Here is a 22,061-nt window from a genome sequence, read left to right on the forward strand (position 1 = left end):
TCAATATTCGATATTTAAAAGCTTTCACGCCTTTGCAGAAACTTAAATCAAAAAACAATTTTCGATATAATGTCTACAACGATGAATCAAATTACAGGACTGGTAGCTGCGCCCTTTACTCCTATGCATGCCGATGGATCGATTAATTTCGATAAAGTACCCGATGTGGTGAACCTGCTTATTAATAACAAAGTAAAAGGTATGTTCGTTTGTGGCAGCACGGGCGAAGGACCTTCTTTAACCACTGAAGAAAGAAAACAACTGGCAGCGGCTTTTGTAAAAGCCGCCAATAAACAATTAAAGGTATTTGTGCATGTAGGCCACAACAGCATAACCGAAGCCCGCTTGCTGGCAGAACATGCGCAACAGATAGGGGCCGATTACATTTCAGCCACGCCATCAACTTATTTTAAGGTAGATTCAATTGATTTGCTGGTATCGTGCCTGCTCGAAATTTCAAAAGGCGCGCCATCTTTGCCGTTATATTATTACAATATCCCTGTGTTAACCGGTATTAGTCTTGATATGGTTAAACTGCTCGAAAGGGCAGGGGAGGTGATCCCCACATTTGCCGGTATCAAATACACCGCTCCACTGATACACGATTACCAGGCATGCCTGAACTTCAGCAATAATAAATTCGATATACTGTATGGTACCGATGAAATGTTGCTGAGCGCACTGGCCACCGGCGCCAAAGGATTTATCGGCAGCACTTACAATTTTGTGGCTCCTTTATATTATGCCATGATAGAAGCCTTTCAAAAAGGCAACCTGAACGAAGCGCAACAGTTGCAGTTCATATCGGTCGAAATGGTGCGCATCATTGTAAAATACGGCGGGTTGCGTGCCCAAAAAGCCATGATGAAACTGATTGGCACCGATTGCGGCAACGTACGCTTACCGTTGAATCCGTTTAAAGACCACGAGTATAACTTGCTCGAAACCGAATTAAAAAATATTGGTTTCTTTGACTGGATTTGCAGGCCGAACTAAAGAAATATTGAATATTAAATGTCCAATGACAAATGTTGAAGTAGAAACAACTTCAACATTCTACATTTAATATTCGACATTCGATATTAATAAAGGTGCACCACATGAAAAAACGCCTCAATGTATTATTCCTTTTCCTATGCCTTTTATTTTGGCTGACCAGCTTTTGCGAAGATCAGCCAAAGCCTTACCTGCAATGGTCGCAGTTGCCTGCTATTCCTGATCAGATTGGATTTGCAGGAGTTGCAGCCGGTATATCTAACGGCTCACTGATTGTAGCGGGAGGTTCAAACTTTGTAAATGGTACTCCGTGGAATGGTGGAATAAAAACCTGGTACGATAAAATTTTTGTGCTCGAAAAGCCCGATGGCCAATGGAAAGAAGCGGGCCGGTTACCACATCCGTTGGCATATGCTGTTTCGCTTACCTGGCGTGATGGCGTTATCATTGCAGGTGGTAGTAATGCTACCCAACATGTAAACGAAGTAATGCTGCTGCAATATGTAAATGGAAAGATCAACATTGAAAATCTGCCTGCGCTGCCTGCACCCATAACCAATGCAGGTGGTGTGATCATAGGCGACAAACTATACATCGCAGGTGGCATAAAAGAACCAAATGCAACACAAACCGAAAATAATTTCTGGCAGCTCGATCTGCTGCAACCCGCTTCGCAACGTGCGTGGAAAATATTAGATCCATGGCCCGGACCATCGCGCATGCTGCCGGTGGCCGGAACACAGGAAGGCGCTTTTTATTTATTCAGCGGTGTGCATCTTAACATGCATGCCGGCGACAGCACAGCCCGTCGTGAATATCTAACGGATGCGTACAAATATATTCCCGGTAAAGGCTGGAGCCGCATTGCCGATCTTCCCCAGCCGGTTGCAGCTGCACCGGGACCTGCCTATACTGCGGGTCAATCGCATTTGTTACTGTTCGGCGGCGATAATGGAAAATACTTTGATCAGAATGCCTTGCTGCAACAAAAACATCCGGGCTTTTCAAACAGCGTGTGGATGTACAATACCATCACCAATACATGGACTTCTATCGGAAATATCAGTACCGATAATAAAGCAGATGCCGAAAACAATCCGAATGCAAGCACCTGGGCGCCGGTTACCACAACGGCTACTATATGGAATGGTAATATTGTATTTGCAGGTGGCGAAGTGCGGCCGGGTACCCGCACCAATCGGGTGCTGATGGCTGCGCCCGTTCAGCCGCCCGGTGGCTTTCGATTATTCGACTGGATAATCGTTGGCATTTATTTTTTATTAGTGATCGCTATCAGCGTTATTGTTTCGCGCAACATGCAGCGAACTACCAGCGGCTTCTTTTTGGGCGGCGGAAAAATTCCGTGGTGGGCAGCAGGATTGAGTATTTTCGGTTCAAAACTAAGTGCACTTACTTTTATTGCTATCCCCGCCAAATCGTACGCAACAGATTGGGTGTATTTGCTCAATAATATTATGATCGTTGCAGTGGCGCCCATAGTGGTTTATTTTTATTTGCCATACTTCCGCAAACTAAAGCTCACCAGTGTTTACGAATACCTCAACATCCGATTCAACCGCGAGGTAAAATGGCTGGGTAGTTTAACATTCGTGGTGTTTCAGGTAAGCCGGCTGGGCATTGTTATTTATTTACCGGCGCTGGTGCTGAGTGCAGTAACCGGTATTAATATATTCACATGTATTATTGGTACCAGTTTAATTACAACGGCGTATAGTGTATCGGGTGGTATCGAAGCCGTGGTGTGGACCGAAGTAATGCAGGTAGGCGTGTTGCTGGGTGGTGCTTTTGTTACATTGATATTTATTGCCAACTCTTTGGATGGTGGATTTGGTCAGTTGTTTACCGAAGCTGCACAGCACGATAAATTTCGGATGGCCATAACCGATTTAACAATTACCGAGCCGGTGTTGTGGGTGGTGTTTGTGGGTGGATTTTTAACGCAGCTGGTAACGTATTCATCTGACCAGGTAGTGGTGCAGCGGTATCTTACTACTTCTACTGAACAGGAAGCAAAGAAATCAATTTATACCAATGCCATACTGGTCATTCCAGCCTCGCTCATCTTCTTCAGCGTGGGTACGGCATTGTGGGTATATTTCAGGCATAACCCGGCTAACTTAAATCCGCACGGGCGTATCGACGATGTATTTCCCTGGTATATCAGTAACCAGTTGCCCAGTGGACTGGCAGGCTTAGTCATCGCCGGATTGTTTGCCGCCACCATGAGCACCATCAGCAGCAGCATGAACTCGATAGCCACCGTTGTAACTACAGATTTTTATCAATCGGTTCGTCCTGCAAGCACCGACAGGCAGCGGTTTGTTTTTGCACGATGGGTAACTGTAGCGCTGGGTGGATTAGGTTGTATGATTGCCGTATACATGGTATACCTGCGCAACGCTTCTATCTGGGACCAGTATATTAAGATCATCGGTTTGTTTGGCGGTTGTTTGGCAGGCATGTTTGTGGCCGGCATCTTCTTCCCCCGCATCAACAGCAGGGGCATCATTACCGGTTTTATCGTAAGCGCCATCAGTCTGTATTTCATACAAGCCGCCGGCATCATCAATTTCTTTTTATATCCCGTCGCTGCCGTGCTGATTTGTGTGGTGGTGGCGTATGTTGCCAGTGTGGTTTGGCCGGGGAAAGGCCCTGAGCGAAGTCGAAGGGTTAAAGCATCCTGAGCGTAGTCGAAGGATCGTTGTACAAAGCGTTGAGCAGCTTGGGTTTAATAACCCGAAAACCATATTCACCCCATTCAGGTTAAGCATATCTATATTTAGCTAATGTCTTTGGTCCCCACAAGAAAGCAACAAGTACAGTATAGAAGATAGCTATAATGGCGCAGATGCGTGGGTCATAAAAAGGAACAGCTCTCTGTAAATTGTCCTGTGGCCATAGGCTCCAAAACAAGCCAAATGTCCAATGGGACAAAGCCATCGAAAACAAACTTTTCCCCGCGTTGTTATAAATCCAGACGAATAAAACCCGGGACGCTACAGTGTAGAGGGCGTGCCAGAAAATCCACCCGAATGAATAATATCCACTAATAATGAAACCAGGAATATGATAGCCTGCCCACACTAACCCAAGGAGTATGCCTGATTTTAAAGCACTATAACGCTGTTGCATCGGGTCAATGGCGTATCCGGTCAGGCCCAGTTCTTCTCCATAGGTCATAAAGAAAACGGTGCTGTAACCGAGAAGTACGGCTAACGAAAAGTGTGGTGATGGAATGGAAGTTCCCGAAAAGCGCAATATCAAAAAATTAAGAAAACCGATGCTGGGAAATATAATTAGTATTGGGAGAAACCAAATTTTGGGTTTAAAATTGCGAAAGTCATAGGTTCTTTTCAAAAGTGCAATTACCCCAATTTTTCCGGTTTCTCTATAAATGAGAATCAGAGCGGCTACCATTGGCATAGCAAGTGGCAGCTGAAATAATTTAAATCCCGGGAAAATTTGTACATCATAAATTGCTCCCAGCAGCCAACATGGAGTGGATAAACCAAATAGCAGCAAAAAAAAGTTAACTAAAGATCTTTTTCCTGATGCCTTCATATTTAACTTTTAATTTATAAGGAATCACTTACGGATATAAGCAACAAAAGTCAAAATGATACCAATCACAAGAAGAGCTATTTGAAATGCCAATACAATAACAGTATTTTGACCGCCTTCCTGTGCAGTTTGTGGAAAAAACATTCTTCCCAAACCTCCAAGAAATGCAAACCATCCAATTAGTGTTACAAGTACAGGCCAATCCAACGTCCAAATATTGTGTGTGCGAATTATCGTGAGACCAGCTACAAACCATAAAGCGCCCGCCAGGTATGTTTGTGTGGCGGGAACCTTTAACCAGATGTGAGAATTTAATGCTTCAGATATCGAAAGTACTATAAGTGTTGGACCAATTAAGCCTGCCAGCTGTTTTGAATTTGCCATTTAAGTAACAAATAATAACGCTGTAAAGGAAATAATTATGTTAATGTAAAAAAATGATCTCTATCACTAAAATGAAAAAAAAGGAAGATTTATTAATGCTACTTTTCAGCATGTCTGGTCTGAACATTTCCTGAATTTTGTGCGTGTAACCTTGTCGCAAAAAAAGTAAGCGATAACGGGAATAGGGAATAGAGCAGTATTAATTTTAAAGCTCGCATACGGAAGCCAGGGTTTAAATATACTTAGTACTCTAAATTTCTAATGTATCCGGTAGTCCGTAAATTTTGCAATTACTTATGTTCTTAGTTTCTATAGGCATTTCAGCATTGTATCGTCCGTTTAAGAACATTCCTCTGTCTGCTAATTCGGCCCAGGGTTCTTTGCAGCAATAAATATTGAGCATTATTGCCGCTTCAAACCTTTCTCTCATCCTTTTGTCGGTAACCTGAGCCACAAATACTTTAAAAGATTTTAACTGTTCGTCAATTGCTGCTAAGATTTCTTCTTTTCGTTCGTTAAATTCTTCACGATGAGTCTTTGCGTATTTCCATCCGTGCCAGATTTCCTGTCGTTCTCCTTTTACTGCGGCACTAACGTCTAATACTGTGTAATTACCTTTTCTGTATTCACGGGTATGACTTCTGATTCTCTTTTTAGTAGAGTTTGTAATTCCAGCAGCATAAATCAAATAACCATCCTTGTATTTATAGGTTAACAGATAAAGTCCTTCTATGTCGGGAATTGTGTCAGAATTATTTGGGGTTTCGTAATCAGGCCACGAAAAAGGACCTTGCCATTGTATTTCTACAACTTTAATTTTTGAAGCGTCTTTTAACCTGTTAAAACTCCACATTTTTTGTCTGAAAAATTACTTTGCTCTTCTCATAACTCTTAACTTAAAACTTACAACTTAGAACTTATAACTATACTCCACCTTCCCAATCATCATCTTATTCTTCGCAAAACATTCATCTTTTTGTTTCAGCCCCTTATCATCGTACCGGTAATACCATTTCTGGTAATCGGCGCCGCCCTGGGTGGTAACCAGCATCATGGCTACGCGGCCATCGGCATCGTATTCGAACAGGTAATCGGGTAATAGTCTTTTGGCGCGGGTATTATATCTTACCACATCGGTTAAGCGGCCTTTATCGTCGTAATAATAATAAACGGCGGGCTGGTCCTGGCCGGCATGCACGCTTCTTTCTTCGGCCACATTGCCTTTTTCATCCTGTTTGAAATTTATGATGGCGGTGTCGGTGCCGTTCTTTATTTTCAGCATTCTTTCGGGCTTGCCGTTTTTGTCGTAATACCACAGGTGTTTTTCAGAAGTTGAATAACCGCCGGGCGAAAACGACAAGCTGGTAATGCCCGATAGCTGATTATTGGCATCGTAGGTATACTGAATCACGGTTTTATTGCCGTCGCTGGTATCGATGCTTTGCGTCAGTTGTCCTTTATCGTTAAACTGATGGGTGGTTTCGTCTTTACCACTCAGGTCGGTAGTGGTAACCGTGGTTATTATGCTAAAATTATTCGATATGTTTTGGGTACCGCCAAATCCCTCAATGGGCTGGTTGTTGTTATCGAAGCTGGTCATTTGAACAGCTTTGATCTTATTCGTTTGATAAATAGCCCGCTTTTTATTGATTTCGTTGGTCATTACAAGGTCGTTGTAATAATGCTGACTGTGGGCTGTATGAGTAAGCAAACAAACAAAAACGGTAAATACCAGGATTTTATTCATATTAAAAACGGCTGTTTTTTTTATCGCTTTAGAAACGAAGAATTTGATCGAATAATACAATGCAACTTCGAATTTTTCTGTAAAATAACCTCTTTCCTTATTTTTAATGAAATTTTACCATTTGTCACATAGTAAAGAGCGTCACGAAAAAAAATGCCTGAATTGTAATGCTGATCTGTTTGGAAGGTTTTGTCATGTATGCGGACAGGAAAATATTGAGCCAAAAGAAACGGTTTGGGGGCTAATCAGCCATTTTTTTTACGATATAACCCATTTCGACGGTAAGTTTTTCAGTACTTCGAGGTACCTGATAACCCGCCCCGGTTTTTTACCCAAAGAGTATCTCGAAGGCAGGCGTGCCCGTTACCTGCATCCTATCAGAATGTATGTTTTTACTTCTGCCGTATTTTTTCTGATCTTCTTTTCGCTGGTGAACGTTAAAAACTGGAATTCCGACGATGAGGATGACAGGAAAGAGGCCCAAAAAAATGAAACCGGAAGAAATGATTCAGCCATAATAAAGCTTGATACTGTAAGGGCACATTCACTGGCCAAAGCCGGGAATAAAGCCGATTCTGCAAAGGTTGCAGAAGCATTTGAGGAAGCCAGGAAATCGCTTGCTGTTCCCGAAAAAAAAGCCCCTTCGAAAAAGAAGAAAGAAAAAAAGAAGAACAAGGTTGATGTAAACGTACAAGAAGGTATAAAATATAACAGCATAAAGGAATATGATTCGGCTCAACATACCCTTCCCAAAGATGAACGCGCCGGCTGGTTCGAGCGTACCATGCAGCATCGTGGTATAGAATTACGCAACCGGTATGGCGATAATGGCGACACGCTGGAAGAAGAGCTGATGGAGCGGTTTTTTCATAGCTTCCCATACCTGCTGTTCGTTTCATTACCATTGTATGCCCTGTATTTAAAACTACTTTACGTGCGGCGCAAACAATTTTTATTTGTAAGCCACGCCCTTTTTCTCATTTACCTTTATATTTTTACCTTCATCGATCTGTTACTGGTGTTTGGGGTACAAAAGCTAAAAGATGCTTTGGGATGGAGCTGGCTGTACGGACTTGAAGCAATTCTGCTGTTATATGGGATGTATTATGCTTACAAAGCCATGCGTAAATTTTATGGCCAGGGTGGGGGAAAAACATTCTTAAAATTCACCATATTGAACATATTGGCTTTCTTTTCCCTTATATTCCTGTTCACGGTATTCTTATCTGTTATTTTGTTCAAACTTTAACAAATTGTGTTTATGCAACAACAACCGGTGGCCGCAGCTTTTATGCGATTGGTAGGTATTATGGATGATTTAAGGGAAAAGTGTCCGTGGGATAAAAAGCAAACCGAGCAAACCCTGCGGCCGCTGACGATTGAAGAAATGTACGAACTGACCGACGCCATTACCGATAAAGACTGGAAGGGTATAAAGGAAGAGATCGGCGACCTGTTGCTGCATATTGTATTTTATGCCAAAATAGGCGCTGAACAACAACAATTTACTCTCGAAGAAGCTATTAATGGCATCTGCGATAAACTGATACACCGGCATCCGCATATTTATGGCGATGTGCAGGTAAAGGACGAGGAAGAAGTAAAACAGAACTGGGAAAAGCTGAAGTTGAAAGAAGGTAAGAAGTCGGTGCTCAGCGGCGTGCCTGTTTCACTGCCTGCCGTAGTAAAAGCCACCCGCCTGCAGGAAAAAGCAAAGCAGGTTGGTTTTGAATGGGATAATCGCGAGCAGGTTTGGGATAAGGTCGAAGAGGAAAGTCGCGAACTGCACGAAGCTGTAGCTGAAAACAAGCAGCACAGGATAGAAGAGGAATTTGGCGACCTGCTTTTTTCACTGATCAATTATGCACGATTTTTGCAGATAGATGCTGAAAACGCCCTCGAAAAGACTAACAAAAAATTTATAAAGCGATTTACGCTGATGGAGCAGGAGGCTTTGCAACAGGGTAAATCGCTTACGGATATGACCCTGAACGAGATGGATGCTATCTGGAATACGATCAAAAAACAAAACCCCGATACTTGAATCAGTTGCAGCAAAAATTATTGAACAGGCATACCTACACATTATTGGCTGCCATTGGTTTGTTTACTATTGCCTGGATCCTGAACAGGTATGTAACCGATGTTACCTCGCCACGATATTTTGCCCGTATCATTCAGGAAAGAATACAGCAAAAAGAAAAAGATTTTCAACAGGTCACCAGCGATACTACTTTAATGGGCCGGCTGGTTGATCAAAGATATACCGAAAGCGAGCTGCAGGATTTGCTCGACAAAGAAAAAGGGTATGGGTTATACATCTATGATGAAACCGAAACGGCTTTTGATGTGCCGCCCGCCCTGCTTTTCTGGAATACTCAACAAATACTTCCGCTTAAACGCGTACCGGAAGACAGTGCGAGCCGAATGGAACGGTTATCGAATGGTGTGTATATATCAGATGACACCGCGAAAAGTCGTCTCGACCGGTTATCAAACGGTCTTTATGTTCATAATTTCAAGGTTTTATTACTGCGTAACGACCGGCGCCTGATTGCAGAAGCGCTGATACCGGTAATGCGGAAGTGGCAGTATAACGTTGAAACTGAAAATCTGCAAAAGGAATTTGTTGGCTTCAAAGGAGCCACGCGGCAGGTTGATATTACCAATACGGTAACCGATTTCCCGGTAAAAAGTGTTTCGGGCGAAGTGTTGTTTTACCTGCAACAAAACACCCTGCATGGCCGGCCGCATAATGTGTGGGTGATATCATTGACGATAGTCGGTTTCTTTTTGTTATTCCTGTTCCTGCACCAGGGGGCTGATTATGTAGGCCGCACATATGGTATATGGTACGGCATTGGATTACTGACTGGTGTGGTAGGGGCCATACGACTGATCGTTTATGGTTTTCCCGATATTTTGGCCCTTCGCCAGTTTGAACTCTTCGATCCTGCTATTTACGGGTCGAGTTATGTATTAAGCTCGCTGGGCGACCTGCTCATTAATGCGCTGTTGCTAACCTGGGTAATTACTTTTATTAACCGGCGCATAAATATAGCGGATATTCGCCCTTATAACGAACCCTGGAAAAACTGGCTGGCGCTGGGTGCATCCATAAGTGCACTGGTGATTGTAACGTTTACGTTTACGACCATTTTGCAAACCATGGTATCGGATGCCAAGATATCATTCAACGTTACCAACTTCTTCAGCTTAATTGCAACACCATATAGTTTTGTAGGTTTTTTTGTGCTGGCAACGCTGGCGATTACCTATTTTTTCATGTCGCAGATATTGCTGACCGTGGCGGGGAAAATGGTGGGCGATAGAAACTATTTTATGTTCATTATTGCCGCGGGTGTTGGATTGATCATACTAACATTCACCGGCAACAATAGCATCGTTGAACTGAACCTGTATGTATTGCCCTGGCTGCTGGCTTTTATGTGGCTGATGCAACAGCGCATTTTTGCAGGTCTTAACTTCAGACTGAATGTGTCGGAAGTATTGTTCTGGCTGTTCGTGTTCTCGTTCTCTATGTCGGCTGTGATCATTTTTGAAAATGGAAAAATTGAACTGGAAGAGCGCAAACGTTTTGCCGAAAAACTGGCCCTTCAGGCCGACCCCACGAGTGAACACCTGCTGAGCGTTAATCTTGCCTATCTCGATAGTAATTTTGTGGTGCAGAATATGGGCCGCTTCAGCATGCGGCAAAGCAATGCTTATCTCAAAGACAGTATTGTACGAAGAAGTGTTGATCTGAACCGGCAATATGATATCAGGATATTCACGTTCGATTCAACCGATAATCCCCTGTTCAATGGTGAGCAGGCTTCGTTTGATACCCTGAACACCATATGGCAGATACAGGGTAAAAAAACGGCTATTTCGGGCATGCGCTTCTTTGAACGTTCGTTCGATAAGTTCTCCTATATTTTCAGGCGCGAAGCAATCAAAGGGAAACAAAAACTGGGATCCTTATTTGTGCTGGCCGATCCGCGGCGAAATAAGAATGAAGCGCTTACACCCGAGTTGTTCCGGCAAAACAACGTAATGCTGCCCGAACAGTATTCTTCGGTATACTCATACGCCATTTACGACAGCAACCGCAACCTGATATCGAATTACAACGATTACGCCTTTCCAACGCATCTGGCCGAGGGGCTCATACCCCAAAATGAATTTGAACGCCGCCGCAATAATTCATTCGAAGAATTGTGGTACCGGCCTTCATCAGATAAAGTGGTGATCATAGCCCGCAAAAGAAATTCTTTCATAGAGGCTATTACCTTGTTTGCCTATCTGTTCAGTACTTTTTTATTTCTGCTGGCATTTTACCGGTTCACTTCGCTGATCATCCGCAGTCGCTTCCATTGGTCAGAATTGAAACAGTACATGCAGTTAAGCATCCGTTCGCAGATACACAGTACCATTTTGATGGTGAGTTTGTTGTCGTTCGTTGTGATCGGTGTGGCTACCATTCTGTTCTTCATAAACCGGTACCAGCGTAATAACCAGGACCGGCTCACCCGCGCCATGCAGATCATGGTGAACCAGGTGCAAACGCATATCAACCAGCGCCATTCGTTTACTGATACGGTATTTTATGAGCCGGTGTTCAACGAACAAATGGAGCACCTGATACAGGAAATAAGTGAAGTACATGGTATGGATGTGAACCTGTATGATACCCTGGGCGATTTACGGGTAACATCTAACCAGGATATGAATATTTATATCAGCGGGGTGTTAAGCACCAAGATGAACCCGCTGGCTCATTACCGGTTATATCATTTACAGCAGGTGCAAACGGTTACCAACGAACAGGTGGGAAAGCTCGATTACCTGAGTATTTATTCACCCATTCGAAACGAACGCGGGCATGCCGTTGCTTTTTTGAATATTCCATCGTACAGCAGTCAGGCCGAATTGAAACAGGAGATCTCGAACTTTGTGGTAACGGTCATTAACCTGATCGCATTTATATTTCTCATAGCGGGCGGTATTGCGCTGGTGATCACCAACCGCATTACGCAGTCGTTTACCATCATTAGTCAAAAGATGCGCGAAGTGAACCTGCGTAAGGTGAATGAGGCCATTAACTGGAAACGCGATGATGAAATAGGGGTACTGGTAAGGGAGTATAACAAGATGGTGCAGAAACTCGAAGAAAGTGCCGAAACGTTGGCCAAAAGTGAACGTGAGGGCGCCTGGCGACAAATGGCCCGGCAGGTAGCGCATGAGATCAAGAACCCGCTTACCCCCATGAAGCTGAGCATTCAATACCTGCAAAAAGCCATCGACAATAATCAAACCGATGTAAAAACGCTTACTACCAATGTTGCCAAAACACTGGTAGAACAGATAGATCACTTATCAAAAATCGCCAGTGACTTTTCGCAATTCGCCAATATTGGTAACCCCAAAAACGAAGTATTTGATCTGCACGAAATGCTGCAATCGTTAGCTGCACTATATAATGCCGGCGGCAATCTTGATTTTAAATGGAACCCGGTTGAGCAAAAAGTATTGTTGTTTGCCGACCGTACGCAACTAAACCGCTTGTTCACCAATTTGCTGCAAAATGCCGTTGAAGCCTGCACCATTCGCGACCGGCGAATTATTCGCATGAATGAACAACTGAACAATGAATACATTACCGTAAGTGTAACCGATAATGGCGAGGGCATTCCCGAGCAAACGCAGTCGCGCATATTCACGCCCAACTTCACTACCAAAACATCGGGAACGGGTTTAGGTCTGGCCATGAGTAAGGGTATTGTTGAGCAGGCCAAAGGCGAAATATGGTTTGTGACTAAGGAAGGAACGGGAACAACGTTTTATGTGAAAATACCGTTGTTGAGAGCAAATTAATATCGAATATTGAATGTTGAATTTCAAATATCGAAATGTCGAATGTTGAGCACTTTACTTCAACATTCGACATTTAACATTCGATATTCAATATTTAATTATAAGCCTCGTGCGGCCTTACGTTTCTGCAAGTACTCCTCAAACTCCTGCGACGAAAAGCTGCTGAGGTTTCGATCTTTTGTGAGTCCGCCTTTTTGCGCTGCCAGCACCCCGTAACGGCAGTCATCATATCCTTCAACAGCATGCGCATCGGGGTCGATGGAAATGAGTACGCCTTTTTCAAGCGCATAATCGATCCATCGCCAGTCGATATCGAGGCGGCGGGGGTGAGCATTCAGTTCAATGACCACCTGGTGTTCAACGCAGGCATCGATAATAGTTACATGATCAACGGGGTAACCGGGACGGCTGAGTAATAAGCGTCCGGTCATATGGCCCAATATAGTTGTATAAGGATTTCGAATGGCGTTCAGCAGCCGCATCATGGCTTTTTCTTCCGTCATTTTTAAATTCGAGTGTACCGAAGCGATCACGAGATCGAAGGTACCCAGTACGTTATTCGAATAATCGAGCTCGCCATCGTTCAGAATATCACATTCAATGCTTTTAAATATCTTAAAGGGCGCCAGTTTATCGTTCAGCTCATCAATGTATTTATGTTGTTCTTTGATGCGTTCTTCGGTTAATCCGTTGGCGTAAAAGGCGCTTTTGCTGTGGTCGCTGATCACGAGGTATTCATAACCCTGGGTGATACATGCTTTTGCCATTTCCTCAACGGTGTTAACCCCATCGCTCCACTGGCTGTGACTGTGAATGATGCCTTTGATATCACCCGGCTGAATAAGCGTACCCTTATTTTTCGGGGAGGTAACTACATCGGCTTTTTCGCGCAGTGCCGGTTGAATAACGGGTAACTGAAGCGATTCAAAAATCGCTTCTTCCGACTGGCTGTTCAATGCGTTGTTCCAGCCCGGCAATGCCTGACAGGCTGTAATGAATTCTTCGCTGGCGCTGGTGGTAAACAGGGTAGGGTAGAAGCCCGCATCGGTAGTGCTGTAAAATTTCAGCAAAACATTTTCGGGTCCCATTACGCTGATGATATCATCCAGTGTTTCTGAGGTGGTGTAATTATTGGCGCCGAGAAATGCGAGCAGTTCGGTGGAGGTAGCGGTAGTTACCCATTCTAACCGGTCGATGATCTCAGATTGACGCCTAAATTGTCCGGTTAGTGCAAATTGCCGGTTGGGAAACTGCGTTTTTAAAGTGGCATCAATAACGGCGGCGTAGCTTTCTGTTTCGGCATACAGGTGACTGCCCTGGCTTTTCATGTAAAACTCAATGGTTTCCTTCACGTTTTGTTGCGTTTTGGCGCCAAAGCCTTTGTACAGCAGCAAACGGTTCTCGTTACAGGCATATAATAGTTCGCCCACCGACTCAACGCCCATTTCTTTCCAGATGGTAGCAATTTTTTTGGGACCAAGTCCTTTTATGTTCATCATTTCCAGCACACCCGGCGGGGTTTTGGAAATATAATCTTCGAGGGTGCTCAGCTTGCCGGTTTGCAGCAATTCAATAATCTTTTTGGCAACCGAATCGCCGATTCCTTTTATTGAAACCAGTTTATTTTCGGGTATCTCTGCCAGCGGCTGTGTTATTTTTTCAATGGCAAAGGCGGCGCCTGAATAAGTTCTCGACCTGAACGAATTTTCGCCATGCATATCCATCAGCTTCGCCAGCAGCGAAAATTGTTCAGCAATGAAGTAGTTGTCGACCATATTGATGGCAATTGTAATGATTAATGAATTATATGCCGCTAAATTAAATGATTCCGGTTATTACCAAAGGGGTTCCTGATAGGTATTAAAAACACGCAGAATATTAACGTAATAGTTGGCCTCGTCGATTGTATATGTAATAAGAAAAGGGAATCTTTTAACGGGTTTACAGCGAATGTTTTTGTATCGTATGGCAGACGCGGCAGGTGTAAGGGCAATGCGTTCAAAATATTCCTGAATCACATCTGCAAAGCGGTAGCCAAGGTCGGTAGCAAGCGCATTATAATATTCTATAGCTGTATCAATATCATCAACAGCAGTAGGGGTAATGCAGATGGTATAAGGCATCAGGGTTTTTTAAACCGGTGTTTGATATCGTTCCATTTAAGTAAATAATCCGGGTTGGAGGCTATGTTGACCAATTCTTTGTCAAGAGCTGCTTTTTGCTGTTCAGTAAGTTCAATGGCTTCTTCTTCGGGAATAGTTTCCACGGCATGCACCTTGATCAGGTCTTCAATAAGAGCCGCAGCATATTGTTTTTTAATGCGGATATGAAAAGTGTTTTCAGACATATGAGAATGTTTTTAGGATATAAGGTATTTGGGTGGAAAGTACATTAATACGAATTTACGCAATTTATAGATGGTATCCAAAGCCTAAAGGCAATCAGTCGGAGGCTATTCACTTAATGCCCTCAGGCTTTTTTCTAACTGCTACTCCCAACTCATCACAACTCCACCACCACATCATCCTGCTCAACAAACACGCCCTCGTGCAACACCACATTTTTCACCACCGATGCAATGGGCGCTACAATGGTCGATTCCATTTTCATGGCTTCGATCACAAACAGGGGTGTGTTCTTTTTGATGGTATCGCCTGCTTTTACCAGTATTTTCGACAGCTTGCCCTGTAACGGCGCGCCGATTTCGTTGGGGGCGCTTACTTTTTTATGCGTGGGTTTTACCGAGGTAAAGCTTCTGTCTTTTACAAATATCGAACGCGTTTGTCCGTTGAGTTTAAAAAATACCTGCTTGTACCCGTTCTCGTCCGTTTCGCCCATGTATACAAACTTGATCAGAATGCTTTTGCCGGGCGCCAGCTCAATCAACGTTTCTTCATTGGGCTTTAATCCGAAAAAGAATACAGGCGAGGGAACATAATAAACTTCTCCGTAGGTTGATTTAAACTGATGGTATTCATCAAACACTTTGGGATAAAACAGGTACGATAACAAATCGAGGTTACTGTACCGCGTTCCGTATTTTGCTTCGAACTTTTCCTGCTCCAGCGAAAGGTTCAAAGGTTGTAAATGGGCATTCGGACGATCGGTATAAGCCCTTTCATTTTTCAGTATGATCTTTTGCAATGATGCGGGAAAGCCGCCGGGCGTTTGTCCCAGATCGCCACGGAACAATCCGATCACCGAATCGGGGAAAGAAATGGTTTCGCCTTTTTCATATATATCCTGCTCGGTGTATCCGTTGGCTGTCATGAACAGCGCCATATCGCCCACCACCTTCGACGAAGGCGTTACTTTTACTATATCACCAAACAGCTTGTTCACCACCACATAATTTTTCTTGATATCGGTGAACTGGTCTTCGAGCCCCAGCGAGCGCGCCTGTGGACGCAGGTTGGAATATTGTCCGCCGGGTATTTCATGATCAAACACTTCGGCAGTGCCTGCTTTTAACTGCGATTCGAACGGATAATAAAATTCACGCACATCTTCCCAGTAATTGCTTAGCTCATTCAGCTTTTGCAGGTTCATGGGCTGCTCGCGCTCATGGCCCTTCATCATGGCCACTATTGAATTGAAATTGGGTTGCGACGTGAGGCCCGACATAGAAGCCAGCGCCACATCAATTACATCAACACCCGCTTCAATGGCTTTCAGGTAAGTAGCGCTTTGTATCGACGAGGTATCGTGCGTGTGCAGGTGAACCGGAATGTTAATGGCTTTTTTCAGTTCGCTTACCAGTATGCCTGCCTGCATGGGTTTTAACAAACCGGCCATGTCTTTTATACCGAGCATATGCGCACCGGCATCTTCGAGCCGTTTGGCGAGGTCGATATAATATTGCAGGTTGAATTTGTGGTTGCGTTCCGGATCCAGAAAATCACCGGTATAACAAATGCATGCTTCGGCCAATCCGCCCGTTCTTTCGCGAACGGCGCGGATGCTTACCTGCATTCCTTCGAGCCAGTTCAGCGAATCGAATATGCGAAAGATGTCGATGCCGTTCTTCCACGATTCTTCAATAAATGTTTCTACCAGGTTATCGGGATACGCTGTATAACCCACGGCATTGGAGCCGCGTATCAGCATCTGGAATAAAATATTGGGAATGCGTTCGCGTAACAGTTGCAATCGCTGCCAGGGACATTCGTGTAAAAAGCGCAGGGCAACATCGAACGTAGCGCCGCCCCACATTTCGAGCGAAAATATTTCAGGGTGATTTTTCGCTACTGTTTCTGCCACCCTCAGTATATCGGTAGTGCGTACGCGCGTAGCCAGTAGCGACTGGTGTGCATCGCGAAACGTGGTATCGGTATATTGAATGGCGTTGGAATTTTTTAACCAGTTAATGAACCCGTCGCGGCCCAGTTCGGTCAGCAGGTCTTTGGTGCCTTTGGTGATAGTACGCTGCACGGTATCGGGCACCACCGGTGTACGAAAAGTAATATTGGGATTTATTTCAGAAACATCGGGATTGCCGTTTACAATAATTTCAGCAAGGTATTGCAGCGCTTTGGTGCCCCTGTCCATACGTGGTGTTAGCTGAAACAGCTCCGGATGGTTATCGATAAAATCAACCGTTGCATCGCCGCTTTGAAAGGTAGCATGTAGCAATACGTTCTCCAAAAAAGCAATATTTGTTTTAACGCCCCTGATACGAAATTCTTTTAAAGTGCGCACCAAACGATCGCAGGTTTCGGCCAGGTTGCGGCCGCTGGCGGTGATCTTTACCAGCAACGAATCAAAGAAAGGGGAGATGCTAACGCCGGGGTAGGAGCTTCCTTCATCTAATCGAATACCTGGTCCGCCTGCATTGCGGTAGGCGATCAACGTACCAAAGTCGGGTTTGAAATTGTTGGATGGATCTTCGGTAGTAACCCGGCATTGAATGGCCACGCCTGATATTTGCAGTTGCTGTTGCGAAATAATATTGATCGGCGCATCGGTTAGCGCATATCCCTGTGCTATCAGCAGCTGGCTTTTAACAATATCAATACCGGTTATTTCTTCTGTTACCGTGTGCTCAACCTGTATACGCGGATTTACTTCAATAAAATAGATGTTCCCGGCCTTGTCGACCAAAAACTCAACCGTGCCCGCATTATTATAATTAACCTGTTTGCAAATACGAATGGCGTAATCGTGCAGTTGTGTACGGGTTTCGGGTTTCAACGAAATAGCAGGCGCTACTTCAACCACTTTCTGAAAACGGCGTTGTACCGAGCAGTCGCGTTCGAACAGGTGAATGACATTGCCATGATGATCGCCCAATATCTGCACTTCGATGTGTTTGGGCGATTCGATAAACTTTTCAAAGAACACGGTATCATTTCCAAATGCGGTTTTTGCTTCATTGCGGGCTTCCTGCATTGTTTTTTGCAGTTCTTCATCGTTTCGTACCACGCGCATGCCCCGGCCGCCACCACCCGCTGCTGCTTTAATGATAATGGGATAGCCAATGCGTTGTGCTTCCTGATGAGCAATTGCCGGCATATTGATATCGGCCTGGCTATCTTCGATCATGGGCACGCCTGCCTTACGCGCTACTTTTTTGGCGGCAATTTTATCGCCCAGTTGTTCCATGATATAAGCCGAAGGACCAACAAAGGCAATATTTTCTTCGGCGCATCTTTGTGCAAAGCGGGCATTTTCTGACAGGAAACCGTAACCGGGATGAATGGCATCGGCGTGTTCGCGTTTGGCAACGCGAATAATTTCTTCTATATCGAGATAAGGTTTCAGCGGATCATCATTTTTGCCGATCTGATAAGATTCATCGGCTTTATACCGGTGCAATGAGTACCGGTCTTCGAATGTGTAAACGGCAATGGTTTTAATATTTAATTCGGTAGCAGCACGCAATACCCTGATAGCAATTTCGCCTCGGTTGGCAACAAGAATTTTTTTGAACATGACAAAGCAGTTGTTGTGTATAATATAAAAACAGTCGGGCAACGGTCTTTCATCAAAAGACATTGGATTTTTTTTATAAAAAAGTAGTGCCAGGGGCAAATTTGTTTGTTTGAGGTTTGTGGTTTGTAGTTGCTGCCGCGATTTTGAAAATCATTATTACCTCGCCACACCTTAAAATTGTAACAGGATCAAAATCGCACAGTACGATCCACCGAAAGAACCACAAACCACAAACCATAAACTGCCAATGCAATTTCTTCAAATTCGCCATTACACGGGGGCGCACTATACAATGTTGACAATAAGTTTACATGTGACTATCGGTTAAGCCGGTACCGAACAGATAAAGGATAACGTTCCGGACTTCAGTAGTAGGTGAGTTTTCTCTGTTGTAGTGAATGTGCAAAGTACAGTATTAAAATAAAACGGCAGCAGGTTATCGATGAAGTTATTTTGGTAAATCATTGAATGGAATAAGCATCCGGGTAAGAAAGTTTTTTTTATAAAGAAGTAATACAGATATTAAAAATGCGATCCAATGAAATGCAGGCGGGGACCGGGTTTCGTGAGGTAGGTGATGATCCTGAGCGGGCTTGCCCTGAGCGTAGTCGAAGGGTCGAAGGATTCTTGTTTGGCGCTGAGCGAAGTCGAAGCGCCAACTCTGTTGCCTGTGGCACCAATATAAATGGCCAAAGGCCATAGAATGAAACTGCGGAGCTACAAGTTCCGCAGAGCGTCTACAATAAAAAAGTCCCGAAGTAAACTTCGGGACTTTGATATTTTTTGCTTTCCAAAAAGCTGAAGTTATTTCTTCTTCTTTGCAGCTTTCTTTTTCTTGGGAGCGGCTTTCTTTGCAGCTTTTTTTGCAGCTTTTTTCTTAGTTGCCATGTTTTTGTGAATTTAACGGTTAGTAAATAGAATTTAACAAGTGTAAAAATAAAAACTAATTTCAAACCGCCAAAAATTTTTTCACATTTTGTGAAAAAATCATTATGCAACAAACATGTTAGGCAACAGCTACAATGTTCACGATCGTTTTATCGTTCGAACTCTTCTTGAATTCAACTACGCCATCCTGTAACGCAAACAAAGTGAAGTCTCTTCCAATACCAACATTTTTTCCGGGATGATATACAGTGCCACGTTGACGAACGATGATGTTACCGCTAACAGCAGGTTGACCACCATAAATTTTAACGCCTAAGCGTTTGCTTTGTGAGTCGCGACCGTTCTTTACACTGCCTTCCCCTTTTTTATGTGCCATTGTAATTAATTTGAAAATTTGAAAAATGAGATAATTTGAAAATGCAAAAGACAAATCAAATTATTTAAGCAATTCCTGTTACTAAAATTTTAGTATACTGAGTACGATGACCATGTTTCTTGCGGAAACCTTTTCTTCTTTTCATTTTAAAAGCGATTACTTTATCGCCCTGAACCTGGTCAATGATCTCTGCTTTAACAGAACCTTTAACTGCAGTACCAACTGATAATTTACCCTCATTATCCAGCAAAAGGATCTCTGAGAATTCAACCTTGTCTCCGGCCTTGCCATCAACACGTGGTACAAATAAAGTTTGGTCCTTTTGAACCTTAAATTGCTGTCCGGCTATTTTAACAATTGCAAACATGGATTTCCAAAATTAGGAGTGCAAAGGTAAGGGTTTGCAGCAGATTGTGAAGGTTTTACAGGTATTTTTTTACAATTTTTAGAGCAGCGAAGGCTTATTTTTTGTAAAGGTATAATAATTAAATGGTTACATTGTTTGAAAGGTTAGATTGTTGGGAGTCCGCCCCAGCTATCATTACCTGTAAATAAAGCAGGTTAATAGGGTAAGGAGCGCAGGGCAGGCTTGCATATTATTATATATGTTTTTCCGTACCGGGCCTGCATGATTTTTATCAGGGCTTTTAAAATGAGCGTAAAACCATCTAACTATCAAACAATCCAACCATCAATCCTGTTCTGTAAACACAAAACGCTCTTTGTGTATTTCAACAATTGACGTAGGTTTGTTTTTCCTAAAGACTGGAATACGGGATTCAATGAAAATAAAATCGTTTCTGGCAAAACCTTTTGCCCACTATATATATAAAGGCATCAAAAAAGGCATGACTACCGCAGTAGCTGATCAGGAAAACATTCTGAAAGAGCTGCTCAAAACAGGTAAGGCAACTGAATTTGGTAAAGACCACCATTTTCAGGATATAAATGTGTATGAAGAATTTGTTCAGGCCGTTCCTGTGCGCGATTACGAACAGTTCAAGCCGTATATAGAAAAAATAAAGGAAGGAAAGCACAACGTGCTGTGGAAAGGCCGGCCTATTTATCTTGCCAAAACTTCAGGCACCACCAGTGGTATTAAATATATACCTATCAGTAAGGAGTCGATCGATAACCATATCAACACGGCACGCAATGCGCTGTTGTGTTATATTGCCGAATCGGGCAATACCAATTTCACCGATGGTAAAATGATCTTTTTATCGGGTTCGCCCGAGCTGGAGCGTATCGGCGGCATACCCACCGGGCGTTTAAGCGGTATAGTAAACCATCATGTGCCGAGCTATTTGCGCGCAAATCAATTGCCTTCTTACGAAACCAATTGTATCGACGACTGGGAAACCAAACTCGATAGCATAGTGGCCGAAACCATCAACCAGGATATGACGCTGATCAGCGGCATTCCGCCATGGATGCAAATGTATTTCGACAGGCTGATGGAGAAAACCGGTAAAAAGATCAGGGAAATATTTCCCAACTTTTCGGTACTGGTGCATGGCGGTGTAAACTTCGAACCCTATAAAACCAAATTGCTCGAAAGCATTGGTTCATCTATTGCCACTATTGAAACATTTCCTGCATCGGAAGGATTTTTTGCATTTCAGGATTCGCAGCAGGCCGAAGGGTTATTATTAAATACCAACAGCGGCATTTACTTCGAATTTGTTCCTGCCAATGAAATATTCAATACCAACCCTACCCGCTTATCGTTAAAAGATGTTAAAGTGGGCGAGAATTATGCCATGCTGGTAAATAGCAATGCCGGTTTATGGGGCTACAACCTTGGCGATACCGTGAAATTTGTTTCAACCAATCCATACCGGCTGGTAGTAACCGGTCGTATCAAACATTTTATTTCGGCTTTTGGCGAACACGTTATTGGAGAAGAAGTGGAGCACAGTCTTATAAAAGCTGCCGAAGAAGAAGGCATACACATTACCGAGTTTACCGTAGCTCCCATGATACAGCAGGGCAAGGGCAAATCGTACCACGAGTGGTTTATTGAATTTGAAAATAAGCCGGCCAACCTCGACCGGTTTGCATTGAAGGTTGATACCTATTTGCGTAATAAGAACATCTATTATAATGATCTGATCACCGGTAATATATTGTTACCGCTTCATATTCGCCCGGTAAAAAAGCATGGGTTCATTGATTTTATGAAATCCATTGGTAAATTAGGCGGTCAAAACAAAGTGCCCCGTTTGAGCAATGACCGCAATATTGCTACGGCACTTGAAAAATATGTTGAGTAGTTTT

16 protein-coding genes are annotated in these 22,061 nt (G+C 43.5%); 6 read left to right on the forward strand and 10 right to left on the reverse strand.

All coding sequences use genetic code 11. The features are described 5' to 3' along the window. Positions 1 to 69: 69 nt before the first annotated feature. Entirely contained in the window at positions 70 to 996 is a 927-nt protein-coding gene (locus tag AC59IL_RS05370; RefSeq protein WP_496551066.1) for a dihydrodipicolinate synthase family protein, read from the forward strand. 104 nt (positions 997 to 1,100) lie between these two features. Then, the gene (locus tag AC59IL_RS05375) at positions 1,101 to 3,701 is read left to right on the forward strand and encodes a sodium:solute symporter family transporter (protein ID WP_496551067.1); all 2,601 of its coding nucleotides are present in this window, start codon (positions 1,101 to 1,103) and stop codon (positions 3,699 to 3,701) included. 79 nt (positions 3,702 to 3,780) lie between these two features. On the opposite strand, the gene AC59IL_RS05380 is transcribed toward AC59IL_RS05375, so the two are convergent. From AC59IL_RS05380 to AC59IL_RS05395, 4 genes are all read right to left on the reverse strand, one after another. Next, the gene (locus tag AC59IL_RS05380; RefSeq protein ID WP_496551068.1) at positions 3,781 to 4,578 is read right to left on the reverse strand and encodes a CPBP family glutamic-type intramembrane protease; all 798 of its coding nucleotides are present in this window, start codon (positions 4,576 to 4,578) and stop codon (positions 3,781 to 3,783) included. A gap of 24 nt (positions 4,579 to 4,602) precedes the next feature. Further along, positions 4,603 to 4,962: a hypothetical protein gene (locus AC59IL_RS05385; protein ID WP_496551069.1), complete on the reverse strand. Its 360-nt coding sequence runs from the start codon at positions 4,960 to 4,962 to the stop codon at positions 4,603 to 4,605. Positions 4,963 to 5,212: 250 nt separating this feature from the next. After that, positions 5,213 to 5,815, reverse strand: a complete 603-nt coding sequence (locus AC59IL_RS05390) for a hypothetical protein (protein WP_496551070.1) — start codon at positions 5,813 to 5,815, stop codon at positions 5,213 to 5,215. A gap of 57 nt (positions 5,816 to 5,872) precedes the next feature. Then, entirely contained in the window at positions 5,873 to 6,709 is an 837-nt protein-coding gene (locus tag AC59IL_RS05395) for an RHS repeat domain-containing protein (protein ID WP_496551071.1), read from the reverse strand. A gap of 121 nt (positions 6,710 to 6,830) precedes the next feature. Between AC59IL_RS05395 and AC59IL_RS05400 the strand changes: the two genes are divergently transcribed. From AC59IL_RS05400 to AC59IL_RS05410, 3 genes are read left to right on the forward strand one after another with little or no spacing between them, the layout of a single operon-like run. Further along, complete coding sequence (locus tag AC59IL_RS05400; RefSeq protein ID WP_496551072.1) at positions 6,831 to 7,958, forward strand: DUF3667 domain-containing protein; 1,128 nt, start codon at positions 6,831 to 6,833, stop codon at positions 7,956 to 7,958. Positions 7,959 to 7,970: 12 nt separating this feature from the next. Beyond that, complete coding sequence (gene mazG / locus AC59IL_RS05405) at positions 7,971 to 8,753, forward strand: nucleoside triphosphate pyrophosphohydrolase (protein ID WP_496551073.1); 783 nt, start codon at positions 7,971 to 7,973, stop codon at positions 8,751 to 8,753. Continuing rightward, complete coding sequence (locus tag AC59IL_RS05410; protein ID WP_496551074.1) at positions 8,750 to 12,586, forward strand: sensor histidine kinase; 3,837 nt, start codon at positions 8,750 to 8,752, stop codon at positions 12,584 to 12,586. The genes mazG and AC59IL_RS05410 overlap by 4 nt, the downstream gene beginning before the upstream one ends. Positions 12,587 to 12,684: 98 nt before the next feature. On the opposite strand, the gene AC59IL_RS05415 is transcribed toward AC59IL_RS05410, so the two are convergent. The 6 genes from AC59IL_RS05415 to rplU all read right to left on the reverse strand — a co-directional run bounded on the left by AC59IL_RS05415 (position 12,685) and on the right by rplU (position 20,148). Then, positions 12,685 to 14,361 carry a helix-hairpin-helix domain-containing protein gene (locus tag AC59IL_RS05415; RefSeq protein ID WP_496551075.1) on the reverse strand — a complete coding sequence of 559 codons (1,677 nt, stop codon included), beginning with the start codon at positions 14,359 to 14,361 and terminating at the stop codon, positions 12,685 to 12,687. A 60-nt stretch (positions 14,362 to 14,421) separates the two neighbouring features. Continuing rightward, the gene (locus AC59IL_RS05420) at positions 14,422 to 14,709 is read right to left on the reverse strand and encodes a type II toxin-antitoxin system RelE/ParE family toxin (RefSeq protein ID WP_496551076.1); all 288 of its coding nucleotides are present in this window, start codon (positions 14,707 to 14,709) and stop codon (positions 14,422 to 14,424) included. After that, the gene (locus tag AC59IL_RS05425) at positions 14,709 to 14,933 is read right to left on the reverse strand and encodes a hypothetical protein (protein ID WP_496551077.1); all 225 of its coding nucleotides are present in this window, start codon (positions 14,931 to 14,933) and stop codon (positions 14,709 to 14,711) included. The genes AC59IL_RS05420 and AC59IL_RS05425 overlap by 1 nt, the downstream gene beginning before the upstream one ends. 155 nt (positions 14,934 to 15,088) lie before the next feature. Beyond that, positions 15,089 to 18,517: a pyruvate carboxylase gene (locus tag AC59IL_RS05430; protein WP_496551078.1), complete on the reverse strand. Its 3,429-nt coding sequence runs from the start codon at positions 18,515 to 18,517 to the stop codon at positions 15,089 to 15,091. A gap of 1,006 nt (positions 18,518 to 19,523) precedes the next feature. Continuing rightward, entirely contained in the window at positions 19,524 to 19,781 is a 258-nt protein-coding gene (rpmA, locus tag AC59IL_RS05435) for a 50S ribosomal protein L27 (RefSeq protein WP_496551079.1), read from the reverse strand. A 64-nt stretch (positions 19,782 to 19,845) separates the two neighbouring features. Further along, positions 19,846 to 20,148 (reverse strand): 50S ribosomal protein L21, encoded by a 303-nt coding sequence (gene rplU, locus AC59IL_RS05440; RefSeq protein WP_496551080.1) that lies wholly within the window; start codon positions 20,146 to 20,148, stop codon positions 19,846 to 19,848. A 415-nt stretch (positions 20,149 to 20,563) separates the two neighbouring features. On the opposite strand from rplU, the gene AC59IL_RS05445 reads away from it, so the two are divergent. Beyond that, a complete protein-coding gene (locus AC59IL_RS05445) occupies positions 20,564 to 22,057 on the forward strand; it encodes a GH3 auxin-responsive promoter family protein (protein ID WP_496551081.1) in 1,494 nt (497 codons plus the stop codon). The last annotated feature ends 4 nt before the right edge of the window (positions 22,058 to 22,061 follow it).

The organism is Niastella sp. sgz303648 (assembly GCF_059587045.1).